Annotated in this window: 18 protein-coding genes; 10 read left to right on the top strand and 8 right to left on the bottom strand. The window is 69.3% G+C overall.

Annotated features, from left to right (window positions below):
• Nucleotides 1-98: 98 nt before the first annotated feature.
• From ABEU20_RS22955 to ABEU20_RS22940, 4 genes are all read right to left on the bottom strand, one after another.
• Nucleotides 99-323, bottom strand: a complete 225-nt coding sequence (locus ABEU20_RS22955; protein ID WP_420166686.1) for an MbtH family protein — start codon at nt 321-323, stop codon at nt 99-101.
• A gap of 161 nt (nt 324-484) precedes the next feature.
• Entirely contained in the window at nt 485-2,089 is a 1,605-nt protein-coding gene (lnt, locus tag ABEU20_RS22950) for an apolipoprotein N-acyltransferase (protein WP_420166685.1), read from the bottom strand.
• A complete protein-coding gene (locus tag ABEU20_RS22945; protein WP_420166773.1) occupies nt 2,079-3,680 on the bottom strand; it encodes an amidohydrolase in 1,602 nt (533 codons plus the stop codon). Before ABEU20_RS22945 ends, lnt begins: the two co-directional genes overlap by 11 nt.
• Nucleotides 3,681-3,692: 12 nt before the next feature.
• Nucleotides 3,693-4,184: an FxsA family protein gene (locus ABEU20_RS22940; RefSeq protein ID WP_420166684.1), complete on the bottom strand. Its 492-nt coding sequence runs from the start codon at nt 4,182-4,184 to the stop codon at nt 3,693-3,695.
• Between the two features lie 213 nt (nt 4,185-4,397).
• Between ABEU20_RS22940 and ABEU20_RS22935 the strand changes: the two genes are divergently transcribed.
• Nucleotides 4,398-5,048 (top strand): hypothetical protein, encoded by a 651-nt coding sequence (locus ABEU20_RS22935; protein WP_420166683.1) that lies wholly within the window; start codon nt 4,398-4,400, stop codon nt 5,046-5,048.
• 71 nt (nt 5,049-5,119) lie between these two features.
• Here ABEU20_RS22935 and ABEU20_RS22930 read toward each other — a convergent pair whose 3' ends face one another.
• A complete protein-coding gene (locus ABEU20_RS22930; protein WP_420166682.1) occupies nt 5,120-5,734 on the bottom strand; it encodes a hypothetical protein in 615 nt (204 codons plus the stop codon).
• A 273-nt stretch (nt 5,735-6,007) separates the two neighbouring features.
• On the opposite strand from ABEU20_RS22930, the gene ABEU20_RS22925 reads away from it, so the two are divergent.
• From ABEU20_RS22925 to ABEU20_RS22895, 7 genes are all read left to right on the top strand, one after another.
• Nucleotides 6,008-7,534, top strand: coding sequence for a DUF1254 domain-containing protein (locus tag ABEU20_RS22925; RefSeq protein WP_420166681.1), 1,527 nt, complete (start codon nt 6,008-6,010; stop codon nt 7,532-7,534).
• A gap of 66 nt (nt 7,535-7,600) precedes the next feature.
• Entirely contained in the window at nt 7,601-9,151 is a 1,551-nt protein-coding gene (locus ABEU20_RS22920; protein ID WP_420166680.1) for a TldD/PmbA family protein, read from the top strand.
• Nucleotides 9,148-10,515, top strand: coding sequence for a metallopeptidase TldD-related protein (locus ABEU20_RS22915; protein WP_420166679.1), 1,368 nt, complete (start codon nt 9,148-9,150; stop codon nt 10,513-10,515). The genes ABEU20_RS22920 and ABEU20_RS22915 overlap by 4 nt, the downstream gene beginning before the upstream one ends.
• Nucleotides 10,516-10,523: 8 nt before the next feature.
• A complete protein-coding gene (locus ABEU20_RS22910) occupies nt 10,524-10,916 on the top strand; it encodes a YchJ family protein (protein WP_420166678.1) in 393 nt (130 codons plus the stop codon).
• Between the two features lie 30 nt (nt 10,917-10,946).
• Nucleotides 10,947-11,933, top strand: a complete 987-nt coding sequence (locus ABEU20_RS22905; protein ID WP_420166677.1) for an LLM class F420-dependent oxidoreductase — start codon at nt 10,947-10,949, stop codon at nt 11,931-11,933.
• 44 nt (nt 11,934-11,977) lie between these two features.
• Entirely contained in the window at nt 11,978-13,411 is a 1,434-nt protein-coding gene (locus ABEU20_RS22900) for a lipase maturation factor family protein (RefSeq protein ID WP_420166676.1), read from the top strand.
• Between the two features lie 237 nt (nt 13,412-13,648).
• On the top strand, nt 13,649-14,851 hold the full coding sequence (locus tag ABEU20_RS22895) for a tyrosine-type recombinase/integrase (RefSeq protein WP_420166675.1): 1,203 nt from the start codon (nt 13,649-13,651) through the stop codon (nt 14,849-14,851).
• A gap of 15 nt (nt 14,852-14,866) precedes the next feature.
• Here the strand turns inward: ABEU20_RS22895 and ABEU20_RS22890 are convergent, their stop codons facing one another.
• Together ABEU20_RS22890 and ABEU20_RS22885 are read right to left on the bottom strand one after the other, a co-directional pair.
• Nucleotides 14,867-15,385, bottom strand: a complete 519-nt coding sequence (locus ABEU20_RS22890; RefSeq protein WP_420166674.1) for an Rv2253 family sensor-like surface protein — start codon at nt 15,383-15,385, stop codon at nt 14,867-14,869.
• A 71-nt stretch (nt 15,386-15,456) separates the two neighbouring features.
• Nucleotides 15,457-15,840: a PPOX class F420-dependent oxidoreductase gene (locus tag ABEU20_RS22885; RefSeq protein WP_420166673.1), complete on the bottom strand. Its 384-nt coding sequence runs from the start codon at nt 15,838-15,840 to the stop codon at nt 15,457-15,459.
• 140 nt (nt 15,841-15,980) lie between these two features.
• Here ABEU20_RS22885 and ABEU20_RS22880 point away from each other — a divergent pair, with 140 nt between their 5' ends.
• The gene (locus ABEU20_RS22880) at nt 15,981-17,048 is read left to right on the top strand and encodes a metallophosphoesterase (protein ID WP_420166672.1); all 1,068 of its coding nucleotides are present in this window, start codon (nt 15,981-15,983) and stop codon (nt 17,046-17,048) included.
• A gap of 10 nt (nt 17,049-17,058) precedes the next feature.
• Here ABEU20_RS22880 and ABEU20_RS22875 read toward each other — a convergent pair whose 3' ends face one another.
• Complete coding sequence (locus ABEU20_RS22875) at nt 17,059-19,368, bottom strand: FHA domain-containing protein (RefSeq protein ID WP_420166671.1); 2,310 nt, start codon at nt 19,366-19,368, stop codon at nt 17,059-17,061.
• A gap of 179 nt (nt 19,369-19,547) precedes the next feature.
• On the opposite strand from ABEU20_RS22875, the gene ABEU20_RS22870 reads away from it, so the two are divergent.
• Nucleotides 19,548-20,189, top strand: a complete 642-nt coding sequence (locus ABEU20_RS22870; RefSeq protein WP_420166670.1) for a dihydrofolate reductase family protein — start codon at nt 19,548-19,550, stop codon at nt 20,187-20,189.
• Nucleotides 20,190-20,197 lie beyond the last annotated feature (8 nt).

Below are 20,197 nucleotides of genomic sequence, written 5' to 3'. Positions count from 1 at the left end.
ATGGCCTGGTAGATAGCGGTATTTGACCCTTCGGTCCGGTTGGTCCCGGCACGCTGTCCGGGGTCGGCTCGAAGGGGTTGTCGGCGCTTCTTCCGCGCCTAGCCGAGCGACGAATCATGCTCCGGTGCGATCATCGCGGCCGACGGACGCAGATCGGTCCAGTGCGCATCGATGTAGTCGACGCAGGCGCGACGTGTGTCCCGGCCGTGCACCACCGCCCAGCCGACGGGAACGTCGGCGAAAGCGGGCCACAGCGAATGCTGGTTCTCCTCGTTGACCAGCACCAGGTATTCGGCATCGGCGTCGTCGAACGGATTGGTCACCGTCTCACCTCTCGATCGTTGTCGACGAAATGTGATGCACACCATTCTTTAGTTCGACCGCCGGACGCTGGCTGTTACACCATGTTAGGCGCGAAAACGCCCCCGCACCGCTACCGAGAGCGGTACGGGGGCGTTTTCGGTGATTCGCCGGGCGGGTGGAGTCAGAGCGCCGAACGATCCCCCGCATCCGAGGGGAGGGGTACTGCCGATTCGGACCCGTGCCTCCGGCTGCGGACCGCGGCCAGCCCGAGTGCGACGGCCGCACCCAGGCACAGCAGATACTCCGGGGTCGGGCCGAGCCGCGTGGCCGGCGTCGTCCCGGTGCGTAGTGAGACCTCCGATACCAGGGCGGCCGGTTCGAAAAGCGGGGACTGCTGCGTCACGGCGCCGTCGGCGTCGATGATGGCACTGACCCCGCTGGTGGCCGCCACGACGACGTCGCGTCGGTGCTCGACGGCGCGCACCCGCGACATCGCCAGCTGCTGGTACGTCATCTCGGTGTCGCCGAAGGTGGCGTTGTTGGTGGGCACGGCGATCAGTTCCGCGCCGCCGCGCACCGATTCGGTGAGCGCGCGGTCGAAGGCGACCTCGTAGCACGTCGCGACGCCCACGGGAATCCCGGCGGCGCGGACGACCCCGTTGCCGTCGCCGGGCACGAAGTTGCCCGCCTGATCCGCGTACGAGGAGAACAACCGGAAGAAGTCGCGGTACGGCAGGTATTCGCCGAACGGCTGGATGATCCGCTTGTCGTGCCGCTCGCCCGGGCCGGTGGTTCCGTCCCACACGATCACCGAGTTGGTGGTGGTGCCATCGGAGTTCACCAGCACCGCGCCGACGAGGATCGGGGCGCCCACGGCCTGCGAGGCGGCGGTGATCTCCTCGGCCGCGTCGGCGTTGCGGAACGGATCGATGTCCGACGCGTTCTCCGGCCACACCACCAGATCGGGCTGCGCCGCGCGGCCGGCGGCCACGTCGTCGGCCAGCTCGAAGGTGCGCCGCACGTGGTTGTCGAGGACGGCGCGCCGCTGTGAGTTGAAGTCGAGACCGAGTCGGGGGACGCTGCCCTGGATCGCGGCGACGGTGACGGTCCGGTCGCCGTCCGCATCGGCGTGCACGTACGGCAGGGTGGCGACCGCGACGACGGACGCGCCGCACGCGACCAGAACCGGGCCGGCGAGCGTGCGCCACGGCCGGCGCCGCACCGCGGTCAGGGCGACCGCCGCGAGACCGGTGCCGGTGAGGGCTACCCCGAAGCTGAGCAGCGGCGCGCCGCCGAGCGCGGCGAGTGGGAGCAGCCAGCCCTCGGGTTGGCCGAAAGCGAGGCGACCCCACGGGAATCCGCCGAACGGCACCGACGAGCGCAGCCACTCGGTGAGACTCCACACCGCCGCGAGCGCGACGGCGAGCACCCAGATGGGGGCCCGCAGCCGCGCGACGAGGACCGCGCCGAGGCCGAACAGTCCGACGAAGACCGACTCGGCCGCCGCCAGCGCGAGCCACGGCAGCGGGCCGACGTACACGCCGATCCACGGCAGCAGCGGGACGAGGAAGCCCAGTCCCGCGAGATACCCGTAGCCGAAGCCGGCGCGCAGTTTCCGTCCGCCGCGGCCGTAGCCGGTGAGCACCGCGGTCAACAGCGCGATGCCGATCGGCGCGAGGAACCACAGCGGTCGCGGCGGGAAGCTCGCGAACAGCAGCAGACCCGACGCGATCGCCAGAACCGCGTCGCGTGCGGTCGCCGTCAGCGCGGTCCGGTCAGGCCTCATGGACGGTGACCCCGCGGTGCACCGAGCGCCGGCACACCGGCGCCGGGGCGTCGTCCTCGAGGCGCGGCAGCGCCGGCACCCGCGAGCGGGGGTCGGTCGACCAACGCTGGACGGAGTCCTTGGGGGCGGCGACCACCAGCTCGTCGGCGTCCCACACGACGTAGGACGCGGGTGCGCCCGGGGTCAGGGTGCCCGCCATGCCGTCGCGGACGCCGCCCGCGCGCCATGCGCCCCGGGTCGCCGCCGAGAACGCGGCCCGCGGGGACACGCCACTGCCCGGCGTGTGATGGTTCACCGCCGCGCGGAGCATCGCCCACGGGTCGACGGCCGTGACCGGCGCGTCGGACCCGAACGCCAGCGACATTCCGGTCGAAGCGATCGGGGCGAACGCGTTCATGCGCAGGGCCCGCTCGGCGCCGAGGCGCTGCGCGTACATTCCGTCGGTACCGCCCCACAGGGCGTCGAACACCGGCTGCATGCTGGCGATCACGCCCCAGCTGCCCAGCAGTGCCGCCTGCTCCGGGGTGACCATCTCGAGGTGCTCGAGCCGATGCCCGCGCGCCGCGACGGCGGGGCCGCCGAGTTCGGCGGCGACCGACTCGAACGCGGCGACGGCGGTACGGATCGCGTCGTCGCCGATCACGTGGAATCCGGCCTGGATGCCGGCGATCGTGCACGCGCGCACGTGCGCGGCGACGGCGGCGGTGTCGAGGTAGCGGTTGCCGTGATGACCGGCGCAGTCGTGGTACGGCGCGACCAGCGCGGCGGTCCGGGAACCGAGTGCGCCGTCGACGAACAGGTCACCGCCGAGCGCATGGGCGCCGGTGCGGGCCAGTAGGTCGGCCGCCTCCTCGGGTGTGGTGACGGCCTCGCCCCAGTAGCCGCGGACCTCGACACCGTGGGACAGCGCGAGCAATTCGCGGAAGTCGGTCAGTCCCCCGATCGCGGGGCCGCCGCACTCGTGGACGGCGACGATGCCCTGCGCCGCGCAGTGGTCGAGTGCCGCGCTACGGGCCTGTGCGCGCTGGGCCTCGGTCAACAGCGACCGCGCCTGGTCGCGCACCAGGTGATGGGCGTCGGCGGAGAGGGCGCCGTCGGGCGTGAATCCGGTGGCAGCGTTCAGGTCCGGTGTGGCCGCGCGAAGTGGCGTCGAGCACAGCGCGGAGTGCGCGTCGATGCGGCTGAGGTACACCGCCCGACCGGGGGCCGCGGCATCGAGGTCCGCGGTGCTCGGGGCGGTGTCGGGCCACGTGCTGTCGTCCCAGCCCTGCCCCCAGACGACGGCGTCGTCGTGCTCGCTCGCGAATCGGCGCAGCAACTCGAGGCATTCGTTTCGGTTGCGGGCACCCGAGAGGTCGGGGCCCGTCAACTGCAGGCCGAGCGCGGTGACGTGGACGTGGGTGTCGACGAATCCGGGGGTGACGAACGCGCCGTCGAGTTCGATCACCTCGGCGTCCGGGTGCAGCGCACGGCCCGGCCGATCCTCGCCGATCCACACGACGGTGCCGTCGGTGACCGCCATCGCGGTGGCGTCGGGGGCACTTGGACTGTAGATGCGGCCGTCGACCAGCAGTTGGGTACTCACGGGCAGCCAGTCTGCCCGTTACGGCAGCGCGCGTGGTCCCTGGGGCGGGGTGTCCGACCCGAAGTCCGGGTAGACGTCCACCACTTCCCCGTCGATGACGGTCCCCCGTTGCGTGCGGGCGCGGCGAGACGCGAACTCGACGCCCGCGAGAGTCACGTTGGCGCGCTTGCCGGCGAGCAGGACTGCGACGGGACGCAGCGCCCACCGCGTGGGCGGCAACAGCATCAGCAAGCCCAGCACGGAAGTGACCAGGCCCGGCACGAACATCAGTACGGAGCCGGCCGCGACCATTGCGCCGTCGGCGACCGCACCGGTCGGCGACGCCTCTCCGCGGGTGGCCCGTCGGAAGCCGTCCATGACGGCCCGCCACTGCGACTTCACCAGCACCATGCCCACCGCGGAGCCCGCGATGAGCAGCAGGATGGTCCACAGGACGCCGATCGTGCTGCCCACCCAGATCAGCACACCGACCTCCACGACGACGTAGAGAACGAACAGTGCGGCGATCATCGGGTGATCCTTTCGGTGGCGCGGACCGCCGGGTGCGGCGGAATGCTCTGTCTGCTCAACGATCGGGAACGCGAAAATGCTCCCACGTTCGTCGCCGGACCTCGGAGTCGATGCGGTAACGGTCTAACCCTAAAGTTGACGTAGAGACTTCCCGCATGGTGCAGTACCAGGACAGATCGGCTGGGAGGGCCGGTCACTCAGGGAGGAGTTCACATGTCACGACGCTTCGGGCGCGGCGCCGCACGCCGACTGGCCGTCCGTCTCACCGCCACCGTCGCGGCCGCTGCCGCGGGAGCCGTCGTGTTCTCGGGGACGGCGAGCGCCGCTCCCGCGCCGGCCGCGCCGCCGTCGCTGCAGACTCTGCTCGGCGACCTGACCAGGACCGTGCCGCTCGCGCAGGATCTGTTCGGCGGAATACTCGCCACGCCCGGCGTCACCGAGGTCATCGAAGGCGTCACCGGCCAAGAGGTGGGCACCACGACCGCGCAGGACTTCCTGTTCCCGGCCCCGACGTTCGGCTGCGGTGTGGCGGGCAATCCGATGACGGTCACCGTCGCGAGCGCGCAGTCCGGACCGAACTTCCCCATCCCGCCGTGGATCGAGCGGGGGCACCTGCGCTTCCAGGCGGTCCCGGCGCACCTCGAGATCCCGAAGCAGTCCGATCTGCAGGTCGCGTGGTTCAACGTCAACACCTTGAAGAGTGGCGTGGTCCCACTGGACGACACGATCCTGAACGTGCCGACGCTGTCGAAGACGGTCGACACCGGTGAGGGCATCGTGCTCGCCGCGCTGTTCGGCGGGGTGAACTACGAGTCCGGCGCCACCTGCACCGCACTCGGCACCGTGGGGCAGTTCACCGCGTAGCACCTCCGAGCCGGAAGTCCCCGCCGAGTCGACGATTCGGCGGGGACTTCCGGTTTCGCCGGCGCCTCGGCTCAGCGGCCCGACGTCACTTCGACGATCTCGCCGCAGTGGATCGTTCCTGCGGCCGCCGTCCAGCGAGGCTCCCGGTCGATGCTGGTCGCCAGGCTGTTGATCATGAAGGTGAGTGCGGTGTGGTCGGCGCTGACCGAGACGGACAGGCCGTCCTCCCGCGTGCCACCGAGGCGGTGGTGACTGCCGCCCGGGCCGGAGAACACGATGTCGACCGCGTCCGTCCGATCCTCCGTCTCGGATCGGATGCCCAGGGCCGCGCGCACCGCGAAGTCCCGTCCCGGTAACTCTCCCCCGCCGTCGTAGTCGGCGAAGTCGCTCGTCGCCACCTCGTACTCCCAGTACTCGCCGCTCCCCCGCGGATACGTGACATGCCGACACGTCGTGGTGCCCTCGGCGGGCAACACCGCCTCGCCCGCCCACGAGATCCCGAGTTCGAGTCGGCTGTCGGTGACCGTGTCCGGGTCCGGCAGTGTCAGCGCCCTGCCGCCTTCCTGTCGGGTGAATCCCGCTTCCGGGAATCCGATCTCGTCGTCGCCACCGCTCCCACATCCCGTCACGAGGATCGCCACTGCCGCGGCGAGCATCCACCCTGTGTGTTTCGGTCTCCCCACCATGACGCCCAACGTAACCGAACGAATCGGACACACGCGGGTATCCCTCTCAGTGGGAGCGTCACTGGGAACTAGGACCTCGTTGAGACAAAGTGACTTAACCGACGACGCCTCGAACACCATCGATCTCGACGCGGGCCGCGATCGGGATGGACGCGCTGACCATCGGACTCGCGGCCCGCCCCTGCGCGCGCTGGTCCGCAATCCCGAATCACCCGGCGGCACTTCGTGCCGACCATCGACTAAGTCACTACGTCTTACCAGGAAGGGCATCGTATGAACATTCGTCCGCGGTCTCGCGCCACGGTCCTTGCCGCCGCAGCCGCCGCCGCATCGGCGTTGCTGCTGCTCACCGCCTGCAGCGGAACGTCCGCCGCTCGATCGAGCGAGCGGGCCCTCGTCGATCCGGCGCTGTCCACCGCACAGATCGCCGACCTGTCGGAGGAGGCCTTCTACTGGGGCCTGAACATCGCCGGCTACTACGAATTGCGGCACATGTTCACCGGACTCGAGGGGCAGCCCGCCTACCGGGGGATCAATCGCGTCCAGCCGCAGCTGAATCTGTTCGACGCGAAGACCCGGTACGCGACCACGGTGAACGCGTCGACGCTGTACTCCGGTGGCGCCTTCGACGTCTCCGCCGACCCGATCGTGGTGGAGACGCCGGCCGTCACCGACGGCCGGTACTGGAGTGTGCAGGCCACCGACCAGAACGTCGAGTGTTTCTTCAAGGCGGGCTCACAGTTCACCGGCAACGCGCCGCAGCGGTATCTCATCGTCGGACCCGAGTGGAAGGGCAAGCTGCCCGGTGGTTTCCGCGGCACCGAGATCATCCGCGCGTCGTCCAACTCGTTCACGCTCGCGGTGCGCGTGGCGGTGACGACCCGCGACGAGCAGGACATGGCCGGGGCCCGGCAGACCGTCACCGGGGTGCTGGCCGCGCCCCTCGCCCAGTGGGAGGCGAACGGTGGCAGGGTTCCGCCGCTCGAACAGCAGCCGATCGTCAAGGGCGACTACCGGACGTTCCCGCGAATGGACCAGATCGCCGACATCGGCAAGTCGATGACGCCGATCGACTATCTGCAGCTGCTCAGCCTGTCGATCAACGATCCGTCGCTGACCCGGCGGACGGACTCGGTCAAGGAGACCGAGACACTGAACCGACTGTCCAAGCTGGGCTTGCGGGAGGGCACCATCTTCGAACCCGGCGAGGTCTCGGCCGAGCAGAAGGCCGCGATCGAGGACGGCTTCGCCCGTGCGCGGCGCGAGGCCAAGCAGGCGTTCGAGTCCTCCCAGGTCGACATGAACGGCTGGCGCCTGCAGTCGAGCCTGTTCTTCGACGACCTGGACTACGTCGCCAAGGCCGGTGCCGACGACGTCGCGTGGGGCACCCCCGTCCCCTACGAATCGCACACCATCGCGTACGTCTTCGACGACAGCGAGGGACGCCCGCTCGACGGCCGGTACGACTACACGCTGACCTTCGACATGGACGATCTGCCGCCGACCACCGAGTTCTGGGAGCTGCCGGTGTACGACTCGGCGGGCTACTTCATCGACAACCCGGTAGACCGGTACAGCGCAACGAGCGAACTGCTGAAGGCGGGCGACTACGCCGTGGTCGACGGCAAACTCACCTTCTACCTGCAGCCCGAGCGTCCGACCGATCCGGAGCAGGCGCGCAACTGGCTGCCGACCTCACCGTCGGACGGATTCCGGTTGGCGGCCCGGTTCTACGGTCCCACCGCGGGACTCATCGACGGCGGGTACGCGATGCCGCGCATCGTCCGATCCGGGGAATAGTCAGCGCAGGCGCGGCGACGGCGGCGGGTCGACCGTCGCCGCGCTGCCGCGCTCTAGACTGGGCCGGTGATCGTGACGTATGGCGGCGCCCACCCCACGGACCGCGCCCCGCACGGGGTCGACGACCAGTTCACCACCCTCCCCCTCCGCGCCCTCGCGGACGCGGCCCTGTCGGTGGCCCGCGCGTCGGGTGCCGAACACGCGGACCTGCGGGTGCACCGAACGGTCACCCAGTCGCTTCGCCTGCGCGACGGCCGGGTGCAGGCGGTCGAGGACGGGACCGAGACCGGATTCTCGGTCCGGGTGATCGTGGACGGCACCTGGGGCTTCGCGTCCCACGCCCAGCTGACAGCGGACACCGCCGCCACCGTGGCGGCGGAAGCGGTTCGCGTGGCTCGCGCGTTGCGAACCCTCAATCGTGACCGCGTCGTGCTCGCACCGGAACCCGTCTACCCGGATGCCACCTGGGTGTCCGACTACGTGACCGATCCGTTCGCCGTCCCGACCGCGGACAAGGTGGCGCTGCTCGGTGACTGGTCGCGGCGTCTGCTGGACTCCCCGGGGGTCCACCACGTGACGGCGAACTGTCTGCAGGTCAAGGAGCAGACGTTCTATGCCGACCTCGCCGGGTCGGCGATCACGCAGCAACGCGTCCGGTTGCATCCGGAACTGGAGGCCACCTCGGTGGACGAGGCCGCCGGAACTTTCGAGACGATGCGCACGCTCGCCCCGCCCGTCGGCCGCGGCTGGGAGTACCTGACCGGCAGCAGCTGGGAGTGGGACGCCGAACTCGACGAGATCCCGAGCCTGCTGGCGGAGAAGATCGCGGCGCCCAGTGTCGAGGCCGGCCCCACCGATCTCGTGATCGACCCCACGAACCTGTGGCTGACGATCCACGAGTCCATCGGTCACGCAACCGAATACGACCGCGCGATCGGTTACGAGGCCGCGTACGCCGGCACCTCGTTCGCGACCCCGGACCTACTGGGCACCCTGCAGTACGGCACCCCGCTGATGCACGTGACCGCGGACCGCACCGAGCGGCACGGTCTGGCGAGCGTCGGATACGACGACGATGCGGTCGCCGCGCAGCGCTGGGACCTGGTGCGCGACGGCGTCCTCGTCGGCTACCAGCTGGACCGGGTGTTCGCGCCGCGGCTCGGGTTGGACCGCTCCAACGGCTGCTCGTACGCCGATTCCGCCCACCATGTGCCGATCCAGCGGATGGCGAACGTGTCGCTGCAGCCGGACCCGGCGTCCGACCCCGGTACCGCCGACCTGATCTCCCGCGTCGAGCACGGCATCTACGTCGTCGGCGACAAGAGCTGGTCGATCGACATGCAGCGCTACAACTTCCAGTTCACCGGTCAGCGGTTCTTCCGGATCCGCAACGGCCGGCTCGACGGCCAACTCCGGGACGTCGCCTATCAGGCCACCACCACCGATTTCTGGGGGTCGATGGAGGCGGTCGGCGGTCCGTCGACGTGGCGGCTCGGCGGCGCGTTCAACTGCGGCAAGGCGCAGCCCGGGCAGGTCGCGGCGGTGAGCCACGGCTGCCCGTCGGCGCTGTTCCGCGGCGTCAACGTGCTCAACACGCGAACGGAGAGCGGCCGATGATCGCGGCGCAGGAACTGGTCGAGCGTGCCCTCGCACTGTCGACGGTCGACGAGGCGATGGTGCTGGTCACCGACGCCGGTGAGGCGTCGCTGCGCTGGGCCGGCAATTCGATGACCACCAACGGTGTCTCGACGTCGCGGTCGTGGACCGTGCTGTCCGTCGTCCGCTCCGCCGACGGTTCCGCCCGGGTCGGCGCGGTGACGTCGTCCACGGTCGATGCCGACGCGATCGCCGACGTCGTGCGGGCCAGCGAGGCGGCCGCGCGCTCGGCGCAGCCCGCCGAGGACGCGATGGATCTGCCGACCGGGGACGGGGTCGGCGGCGGGGGCTGGGCCGACGGGCCGGCGACCACGGGTGTCGAGGTGTTCGAAGGACTCGTGCCCGGTCTCGCCGACGGCTTCGCGGGCGCCGACCGGCTGTACGGCTTCGCGCACCACCAGGTCCACTCCACGTGGCTCGGCACGTCGGCGGGCGTCCGCCGCCGGTTCACGCAGCCCACCGGATCGATCGAGATCAACGGCAAGCGCGGCGACGCCAGCGCCTGGGTCGGCTCGGCGAGCCTCGATTTCACCGATGTGTCCGTCCCGCATCTGCTGGCCGATCTCGGCACCAGGCTGGACTGGTCGGCCCGCACGGTGGCGCTGCCGGCCGGACGCTACGAGACGGTGCTGCCGCCGTCGGCGGTGTCGGACCTGATGATCCCGCTGATGTGGGCGATGGAGGGCCGGGGCGCGCAGGAGGGGCACACGGCGCTCTCCCGCAAGGGCGGCACCCGGGTCGGCGAGCGACTCACCGACATTCCGCTGACGCTGTACTCGGACCCGCACGCCGACCGACTGGGCTACGCCCCGTTCGTCGCGACCGCCGCGTCGTCCGACACGCTGTCGGTGTTCGACAACGGGATGGACGCCGGACGCGTCGACTGGATCCGGGACGGCGTGATCAACGCGCTCGCCTACCCGCGCGCCGCGGCCGCCGAGTTCGATGCGCCCGTTGCCGTGCCGGGCGACAACCTGCTGCTCACCGGCGGTTCGGCGGCCACGCTCGACGACCTGGTGGCGCGCACCGAACGCGGCCTGCTGCTCACCACGCTGTGGTACCTCCGAGAGGTCGACCCGGCCACCGCGCTGCTCACCGGTCTCACCCGCGACGGCGTGTACCTCGTCGAGGACGGCGCGGTCACCGCCGCGGTCAACAACTTCCGGTTCAACGACAGCCCACTGGATCTGCTGCGCCGGGCCACCGAGGTGGGCGCCACCGAGCCGACGCTGCCGCGGGAGTGGAAGGACTGGTTCACCCGAACCGCGATGCCGCCGATGCGAATTCCCGACTTCCACATGTCCTCCGTCAGCCAGGCACAGTGAGGGTCCCGATGGCCACGATTGCGAACGACGACCGCTGCCCCTGCCTGTCCGGCGAGCAGTACGGCCAGTGCTGCGGCCGCTTCCATTCCGGTGCTGCCGAGGCGCCCACCGCCGAGCAGTTGATGCGGTCGCGTTACGCGGCGTTCGCCGTCGGCGACGAGGCGTACCTGCTGCGCACATGGCATCCGAGTACCCGACCGAAACGGCTGGACATCGACCCCGAGCAGGTGTGGCGCCGCCTCGACGTGCTGGCCACGTCGGCCGGCGGTCTCCTCGACTCCACCGGCGCCGTCGAGTTCGTGGCACATTACGTCGACCACGGCGAGCGCGGCTCGATGCGCGAACACAGCACGTTCGTCTGTGAGAACGGAAGATGGCTGTACGTCGACGCCGTGCAGTAGTACACCACCTCTCGAGAACAGGACCCCACCATGCGTTTCGGATTCTTCGTGCCCCAGGGTTGGCGACTGGACCTGGTCGGGATCGATCCCGCCGACCAGTGGCAGGTGATGCGTGACCTCGCGGTGCGCGCCGACAACGGCCCGTGGGACTCGATCTGGGTCTACGACCACTTCCACACCGTTCCCGAACCCACCGACGAGGCGACGCACGAGGCCTGGTCGTTGATGGCGGCGTTCGCGGCCGTCACCGATCGGGTGCGCCTGGGCCAGATGTGCACCGCGATGAGCTATCGCAACCCCGCGTATCTCGCGAAGGTCGCGGCCACCACCGACCTCATCTCCGGCGGACGAGTCGAGATGGGTATCGGTGGCGGTTGGTACGAGCACGAATGGCGCGCCTACGGCTACGGGTTCCCGTCGGCCGGCGAGCGACTCGGTCGACTCGACGAGGGTGTCCAGATCTTCAAGCAGGCGTGGACCACGGGCAGCGCCACCCTCGACGGGAAGCACTACCAGGTGGACGGCGCGATCGTCCGCCCCCTACCGCTGCAGGACGGTGGCATCCCGCTGTGGATCGCCGGTGGTGGCGAGAAGGTGACGCTGAAGATCGCGGCCAAGTACGCGCAGTACACCAACTTCGACGGCACCCCCGAGGTGTTCGCGCACAAGTCCGAGGTCCTGCGCCGGCACTGTGCGGAGTTGGGCACCGACTTCGACGCGATCACCCGGTCGGCGAACTACAACGTGGCGATCGGCCGGACCGAGGCCGAGGTGCAGGACCGGCTCGACGCTCTGCGGTCCCGGCTCGAACCGGTCGTCGGCGCCGAGAAGGCCGAGGCGTCGCTGAGCGCGTTCCGCGGTCTGCCGGCGGTCGGCACCCCGGAGCAGATCGTCGAGAATCTGACCGCGCTGAAGAAGCAGGGCCTCGAGTACGCGATCTTCTATGTCCCGGAGGCCGCATACGACACGTCCGGTCTCGAGTTGCTCGAGAAGGAAGTGCTGCCGCACCTGATGTGAGCGCTTGACGGGAGCGAGTAGCGTCCACGGCAGAGGAGCCTGCTGTGGTGTGGTTCGACGCGGACGGTTACTGGCTGTCGCGGCTGCTCTTCAAGGAGGGGCTCGCCGCCATCTACTTCGCTGCCTTCCTGGTGGCGGTCAATCAGTTCAGACCTCTCATCGGGGACGGCGGGCTGCTGCCGATCCGGCGCTACCTGGCAGGGAGCCGTTGGCAGCGCTCGCCGAGCATCTTCCACCTGCACTACTCCGACCGGTTCTACGCGATCGTGGCGTGGTCCGGGGTGGTGCTGTCGGGTCTCGCGCTGCTCGGCCTGGTGGACCGGCTTCCGCTGCCGCTGTCGATGCTGGGCTGGCTGCTGCTGTGGGGGCTGTACCTGTCGATCGTCAACGTCGGGCAACTCTGGTACGGGTTCGGCTGGGAATCGCTGCTGCTCGAGGTGGGATTACTCGCGGTGTTCGTCGGGAACTGGGACACCGCCCCGCCGCTGCTGACGCTGCTGTTGCTGCGGTGGCTGCTGTTCCGGCTCGAGTTCGGCGCCGGCCTGATCAAGATCCGCGGTGACCCGTGCTGGCGGGATCTGACCTGTCTGAACTACCACCACGAGACCCAGCCGATGCCCGGGCCGCTCAGCTGGTACTTCCACCACCTGCCGCGGCCGCTGCACAAGATCGAGGTGGCCGGCAACCACTTCACGCAGCTGATCGTGCCGTTCTTCCTGTTCGCGCCGCAGCCCGTCGCGGGCGGCGCGGCCGCGATCATGGTGGTCACCCAGTTGTGGTTGGTGGCGAGCGGGAACTTCGCGTGGCTCAACTGGCTCGCGATCGTGCTCGGACTGTCGGTGCTGCCGGACGGGTTCTGGGAGTTCGTGCTCCCGGTGTCGTCGCCGTCGGAGATCGCGTCGTCGCCGCTGTGGTTCGTCGGTGTCGTGGTGGCGTTCGCCGCCGTGATCCTCGGGTTGAGCTACCGGCCGGCCCGCAACCTGTTCTCGCGCCATCAGATGATGAACGCGTCGTTCGATCCGTGGCACCTGGTGAACACCTACGGAGCGTTCGGCCACATCACCCGCGTTCGACGCGAAATCGTGGTCGAGGGCACCTCCGACGAACACATCACTCCCGACACCGAGTGGCGCGAGTACAAGTTCAAGGGCAAGCCGGGCGATCTGCGACGCCGTCCACGCCAGTTCGCGCCCTACCACCTGCGGCTGGACTGGCTGATGTGGTTCGCCGCGATCTCCCCCGGCTACGCCGCCTCCTGGTTCGGCGCCTTCGTCACCCGCTTGTTGGAGGGCGACCGCGCCATCCTGAAACTACTGCACCGCAATCCCTTTCCGGACGCTCCCCCGGCGGTGATCCGGGCGCGGATCTACCGCTACCGGTACACCACGCCGGCCGAACGTCGGGAGTCCGGTGCCTGGTGGCACCGGACCCTCGAGGGCGAGTTCATGCCGCCGGTGTCGCGGCGGGGCGCGCATTGAGGAGCGGTTCACCGGACCCCAGGAATCCAACTCACGCTAATGACAGTTAGCGCCATCACTGTGTCGGCGGAGTCGGACGGTCAGTACCGCCACGTCGCCGCGTCGACGGCCCCACACGGGCTTCCGGGGAGTCCACGCAATTCCGTCACTGTGACACTCCGGGGCGTCACATCCGGGCATACAGAACTGTCGGTCCCACTCGGTAGGCTCGCTCGATGACACGAGAGGAGCGCGGGTGTGAGTGAAGAGGTCGACACGGTCCGTGTCGTGCCCGCTCTGCCCGCGGTCCCCGAACGCCCGACGGCATCGACCGAGCCCGGACCGGAACCTGCCGTCCCGGTGCTGTCCGTGTCCGCCGAGGCTCGGATCGTCGCCGCCCTCGAGCAGCGGCACTCCCCGTCGACCGCCCGGAACTATCGCACGGACTGGGACAAGTTCCGCAGCTGGTGTGCGGAGCGCGGGCACGTGCCGATGCCGGCGCACCCGCACACCGTCGCCGACTATCTCACCGAGCACGCCGAGTTGCGCGCCGGCACCGGGGAACGCCGGTACGCGACGAACACGCTCACCCGATGGGTGGCGTCGATCAACTACTGGCACCGCGCGTGCGCCCGCCCTGCCCCCGGGCAAGCCCAGATCGTCAAGGACACGTTGGCCGGCCTTCGTCGTACCTATGCCGCGGCCGGGGAACGCCCGACCAAACGCGTCGCACCTCTATTGGGGGACGAGATCGGCTACATCCTCGCCACGATGCGGCAGAACGCCGCCACGTGGCAGGAGCGACTGCGCGAACGCCGCGACTCGGCGGTCATCCTGATCGGCTTCCTCGGTGCGTTCCGCCGCGCCGAGCTGTCCGGCCTGCAACTGCGCGACATCACCCTGCACCCCCAGGACGGGCTGCACATCCTGGTACGGCGATCGAAGACCGACCAGGTCGGCGACGGCATGGTCAAGGCCACCCCGTTCGCGGTCGGGCACCGCGCGTGCCCGCCGTGCGTGTACCGACGGTGGCTCGACGTCGTACTTGCCCACCACCGAGGTGGCCGCGACGCCGTCGCCGAATTGCTCGGCGCGCCAGACACGTTCGGCGCGCACATCTGCCACGTCGCCTACCCCGACCTCTACCCCGACGTCGCCACCTCGCCGGTGTTCCGTCCGCTGCGCGTGAACGGCAACATCGGTGACAGCGCCCTCACCGGGCAGGGCATCCACGGGGTGATCCGGCGGGCGGCCGCCGACGCGGGACTCTCCCCCGCCAAGATCGTGAAACTCGGCGGGCACTCCCTGCGTGCCGGATTCGTCACCCAGGCGTTCCGCAACGGCGCGCAGGCCCACGAAGTGATGCGGCAGACCGGGCACAAGAATCCTGCCACCCTGGAAATCTATGCCCGCGAGCACAATCCGCTCACCGGAAACGCGGTCGCCGGCTTCGAGCTCTGAGGATCGCGAGATTCGTCAGCTACCGCTACCGAACACGGGAGGCAGGTCGACCGGGTAAGCCGCGACGTCCATGATGACCGAGCCTGCGCACGGGCCGCTCGCGATGTCGGTGCGCCACGAGCCGATCAGCGTGCCGTCGGGCTGTGGGGTGTAGTAGGCCTCCGAGTGCGCCGGCGCCCACACCTTCGGATTGCCCTCCCCCATCCAGCAGTCCCACTCCCAGTCGTACGGATGGACCCAGCTGGTCCCGTCCCACGTGTATTGCGCCGGTTGCGGCAGGGTCGGATTGGCCGGGGCGGGCCCGCCGACCACGGTGGCCACGCACTCGCCATCCGTGCACGTCGTCTCGAACGTGTAGATGTCGGCGAAATCGGGTTCCCACTGACTTGCCGCCAGACTCGTGCCGGTCTTGGTCGCGGCGAAGCGCTTCACCGAATAGTCGCCGGACCACGACGGCTGAGCCGCCCCTGCGGGCAGGGCTCCCGCGATGGACCAGGTCGCGACCAAGACAACTGCCAGCAGCGCTTTTCGCATGGGCGAATTGAAGCACCGGACGGCGCGCCCCGTCGACGAATTCCCTAATGACCGTTTCGTTCCCGACCAGGTCAGGACGGGGCCGTCACCGCCAATCCCACCGTGCCCTTGCGTCCCCGCCGTAGGATGCTGCCTTTGACGGCGATCCATCCGATCACGCCGTACTTGCGGGCGATCGCGTCGCGCGTCTCCTCGGTGCCGGCGTCGTCGAGCACCACAGCGGTGGCGTCGATCTGGGGACCCTTGGGGTTGCCCCGCGCGTCGCACACCCCGACCGTGACACGAGAGCGGTTCCGGATGCGCTTGACCTTCCACGACTTCGTCTCGGTCCACATCAGCATCCGGTCGCCGTCCATCGCCGCCCACAGCGGGGTGGGTACGCCGGAGCCGTCCTTCTTGAAGGTCGTCAACAGAACGTATTTCGCGGCACCGATCTCGCTCAGCGTGGCAGTCATGACGGCCAGAGTACGTGCGACCCGACGGTGAACGTGTCGTGAATACCTCCTCCGATATCGCAGTTTCGGGCGTTCGGCTGCCGCCGGTGGGGTTTGCTGGGACCGACATCCCGACAACCTGGACAACGCCGAGGATCCTTGTGACCGAGTTCAACCCGATCGACCGCCGCCGCTTCCTCGCCGGAGTCGGCGCCACCGGCGCGGCCGTCTCGCTGGCGACGCTGGCACCGACCGCCTCCGCTGCCGCTACACCCGCGGACGGCAAGCTCCCCTTCCCGACCGGGTCGAGCGTGCGGGTGCTCGTGACCGGCGACGCCGGCACCGGCACGCAGCCGCAGTGGGCGGTGGCCGACGCCGCCCGCAAACTGCACGAGGCCGAGCCGTTCGGGATGGCATTGGGGCTCGGCGACAACATCTACGAGGCCGGACCCAACGGCGACCGAGACGTCCAGTTCGCCACCAAGTTCGAAGACCCCAACCACGGGCTGGACTTCCCCTGGGTGATGGCGCTGGGGAACCACGACAACAGCGCGGTGTTCCCCGGGGACGGGGGCTGGCTGCTGCGCGGCAACGACGAGGTCGAGTACCACGCCACCTCGCGCAAATGGTGGATGCCGTACCGCTACTACTCGGTGCGAGTGCCCGAGGAGAACCCGGTCGTGGAGTTCTTCGTGCTGGACCTCAATCCCCTCGCCGCCTATCTGCCTCCGCTGTTCGTGCAGTACTGGGCAGTGGACGGCCAGTTCATGAACGAGCAACGGGCCTGGCTCGACGCCGCGATCGCGGCCTCACCGGCCAAGTGGAAGATCGCGTGTACCCACCACCCGTACCTGAACAACGGCTCGCACGGCGATGCCGGTGCCTACGACGGCATCCCGATCGAACCCATGAACGGGATCCACGCCAAGCGATTCTTCGAGGACCACGTGGTCGGGCGGTGCCAGTTCATCCTCTCCGGCCACGATCATTCGCTGCAGATCCTCGAGCCGACGGTCGAGTCCAAGGGCACCCGGCAGATCGTCTCGGGCGCCGCCGCGAAGAACAACCACGGCAAGTCGACCCGTCCGGATCGGGCGAACCTCTACCAGAACTTCGACGACGTCGGATTCATGGTCATGGACCTGTCACCGGAGTCGGTGCGCCTGCGGGCGTACACCGTCGACATCCCCACCGCCGAGCCGACACTCGCCTTCGACCGCCGACTCTAGGCGCTGACCTCTACCGGCTGCGCAGCCGCAGCCGGCTGTAGGTGACGACGGCAAGCACGCAACCGATGAGCACCAGCATGGCGATGCTGAGCAGCCACCACGATCCGGTGTGCTGCCACAGCGTGTCCGGTTCGGTGCCGGTGGAATTGGTGACCAGGTCCACCGTCGAGGCGGCGCCCGCGAACCCCCAGCGTGACGGAAACAGCCACGCGACCTGTTCGAGCACGGCGCGGCCGGTGATCGTGATCAATCCTCCGCACATCACCAGCTGCGCCATGATCGTGACCACCAGCATCGGCAGCACCTGCTCGCTCGAGCGCGCCACCGACGACAACGCCAATCCGAGCACGACACAGCAGCAGGTGGTGGCGGCGATGTCCACGATCAGTTCGATCGACCCCGAGGGGAGCACACTGCCGTGGGCCGGGAAACCCTTGCCCAGGTAGACGATCAGCACCATGATCACCGACTGCACGATGCCGGCGGCGCAGAACACGGCGATCTTCGCCGCCAGGTAGGCGGACGGCAACAGCCCTGCGGCACGTTCGCGTTGATAGACCATGCGCTCTCCGACCAGGTCGCGGATGGTCAGTGAACAACCCATGAAGGCGGCACCGAGAATGAGGACCACCAGAATCTGGGTGAGTTCGCCGGACACGTCGGCACCGGACGGCCCGAACCCGGTGTCGCCCGGCACGAGCAGGGCCAGACCGCCGAGTACGAAGGGCAGAAGCGACAGGAAGATCAGGTAGCCCCGGTCGGCGCGGATCAGCCGGACCTGGCGGCGGGCGACGGTGCTCAGCTGCTTACGTCTCGAGGTGTGCGCGGGAGAGCCGAGTGGCCCGGGCAGTGCCGGTGGCACCTCCGCCGCCGTGCGGGTGGCGCGGTACTCGGCGAACACCCCGTCCGGATCGGAGGCGACGCGGGCGAAGATGTCGGCCCAGTCGGTACTGCCGAGCGCGCTCCCGACCCGGTCGGGTGGTCCCACGTACGCGGTCTTGCCCCCGGGTGCGAGCAGGAGGACCCGGTCGCACATTTCGAGGTAGGACAGCGAATGCGTGACGATGACGACGACGCGGCCCGAATCGGCGAGGCGGCGCAGCGTCGCCATGATCTGTCGGTCGAGCGCGGGGTCGAGACCCGACGTCGGTTCGTCGAGGATGAGCAGGGAGGGGCCCGTGAGCAACTCCAGCGCGACCGATGCGCGCTTGCGTTGCCCTCCGGACAGCCGATCGACGCGGGTGTCGGCGTGCTCGGTCAGTTGCAGTTCGTCGAGTACCCCCGCGATCACCTGTTCACGGTCGGCACGCGTGGTGTCCGGCGGCAGTCGCAGCTCCGCGGCGTAGCCGAGGGCGCGCCGGATGGTCAGCTGCCGATGGACGACGTCGTCCTGAGGGACCATGCCGATACGGGAACGCAGTACCGAATACTCGGTGTGCACGCTGCGTCCGTCGAATTCGACCACGCCTTCCGTGGGGCGTTCCGAACCGGAGATGATCTTGGCGATGGTGGTCTTTCCCGCGCCGGAGGGGCCGATCACCGCGGTGAGACTGCCGGGTCCCGCCGTGAAGGTGACGTCCTCGAGGAGTCGACGCCCGCCTTCGATGGTGAGCCCGACGCCGTCCACACGCAGACCGCCGGCGGTCGCGGCCGTCGGCTGCCGTGGAACGAGACGGCCTTCCTGGACGCCGAAGTCGGTGTTGCCGATGGTGACGACGTCGCCGTCGGTCAGCCGTGCGCGCGACACTCGGGCACCGCCGACGAACGTTCCGTTGACGCTCCCCAGGTCGTCGAGTTCGAGCCCGGACGGCGTGTGGTGGACGATCGCGTGCCGGCGTGAGGCCAGCACGTCGGGGACGACGATGTCGTTGTCGGGGGCCCGTCCGATCGTGAGGGCTCCCGCGGGAAGGGTCTGGTGGGGTGCCGGGGCCGGGGCGATCGAGGCCCCGGCCTCGATCGTCGACTCGTCCCAGCGAGTGCCCACGTCCCGTCGCGTCGCGTCGGGGTCCTCGATCGAGAGCCGGACGGCGGGACCGTCGACCGCGTCGCCCAGGCGGACGAGGACGGTGTCCGTGACGGGCACCTCGTCCCGGCGCTTGCCGTCGACGTAGATCCCGTTCCTGCTGCCGGAGTCGACCAGCTGCCATCCCTCGTCCCACCTGAGGCACGCGTGCTCGCGCGAGACCACGGGATCGACGATCGTGATCTCCGACTGCGGGTCCCGGCCGATGCGTACCGCGGTGCCCGCCCTGTAGCTGGCGCGGCCGTGTTCGGTCTCGACCACGACCCGCGGGTACTCGCTTCCCGTCCAGTCGTCCATCGCCACGGCCTCCGGTCCGCATCAGGCGTAGAGCGTCGACTTCACCATGGTCGCACGCACCCGTGACCCGACGACAGAACGGTCAGTCTCGTATTCTCGCAGCCAGGACGTCGTGATGAGTTTTGTCGGTACGACGAGTCTGTCTTCTCGTAACACCACCTTCGAGAACGGAGCGTCACGTGAGTCAACTTCTGAAGGTTCAGAACTTCAACGTCTCGAGCGACGGCGTCGCATGCGGCGAGAACCAGACCTTCGAGAACCCGTTCGGCCTCGACCCCGGCGAGATGCTCGCGTGGGCGGGCGCCACTGCGAGTTGGCCCATGCGCACCGACGGCGGCGGCAGTCGCGGCCTCGACGACTACTTCACCCGCGACTTCTCCCACAACATCGGTGCCGAGATCATGGGGCGCAACAAGTTCGGGCCGCAGCGCGGGCCGTGGGAGAACCTGGAGTGGGAGGGCTGGTGGGGTGAGGAGCCGCCGTTCCACACGCCGGTATTCGTCGCCACCCACCACCTGCGACCGTCGATCACGCGTGGCGAGACCACGTTCCACTTCGTCGACGGCGAGCCGGCCACGATCCTCGAGCAGGCCAAGGAGGCGGCGCAGGGCAAGGACGTCCGACTCGGCGGCGGGGTCACCACCATTCGCGAGTTCCTCGACGCCGATCTGGTCGACACCCTGCATGTGGCCGTCTCCCCGATCACGTTCGGAACCGGACTGCGGCTGTGGGACACCCCGGACGACCTGCGCGACCGATTCAACTTGGAAACAGTGCCCAGTCCGAGCGGGGTGACCCACCACCTGTTCTGGCGGAAGTAGCCGGTCGG

It is taken from the genome of Rhodococcus parequi, assembly GCF_046042785.1.
Taxonomy (GTDB): domain Bacteria; phylum Actinomycetota; class Actinomycetes; order Mycobacteriales; family Mycobacteriaceae; genus Prescottella; species Prescottella parequi.
The sequence above is the reverse complement of the archived record's forward strand: the minus strand, read 5'-3'. Positions and strand labels throughout refer to the sequence as shown.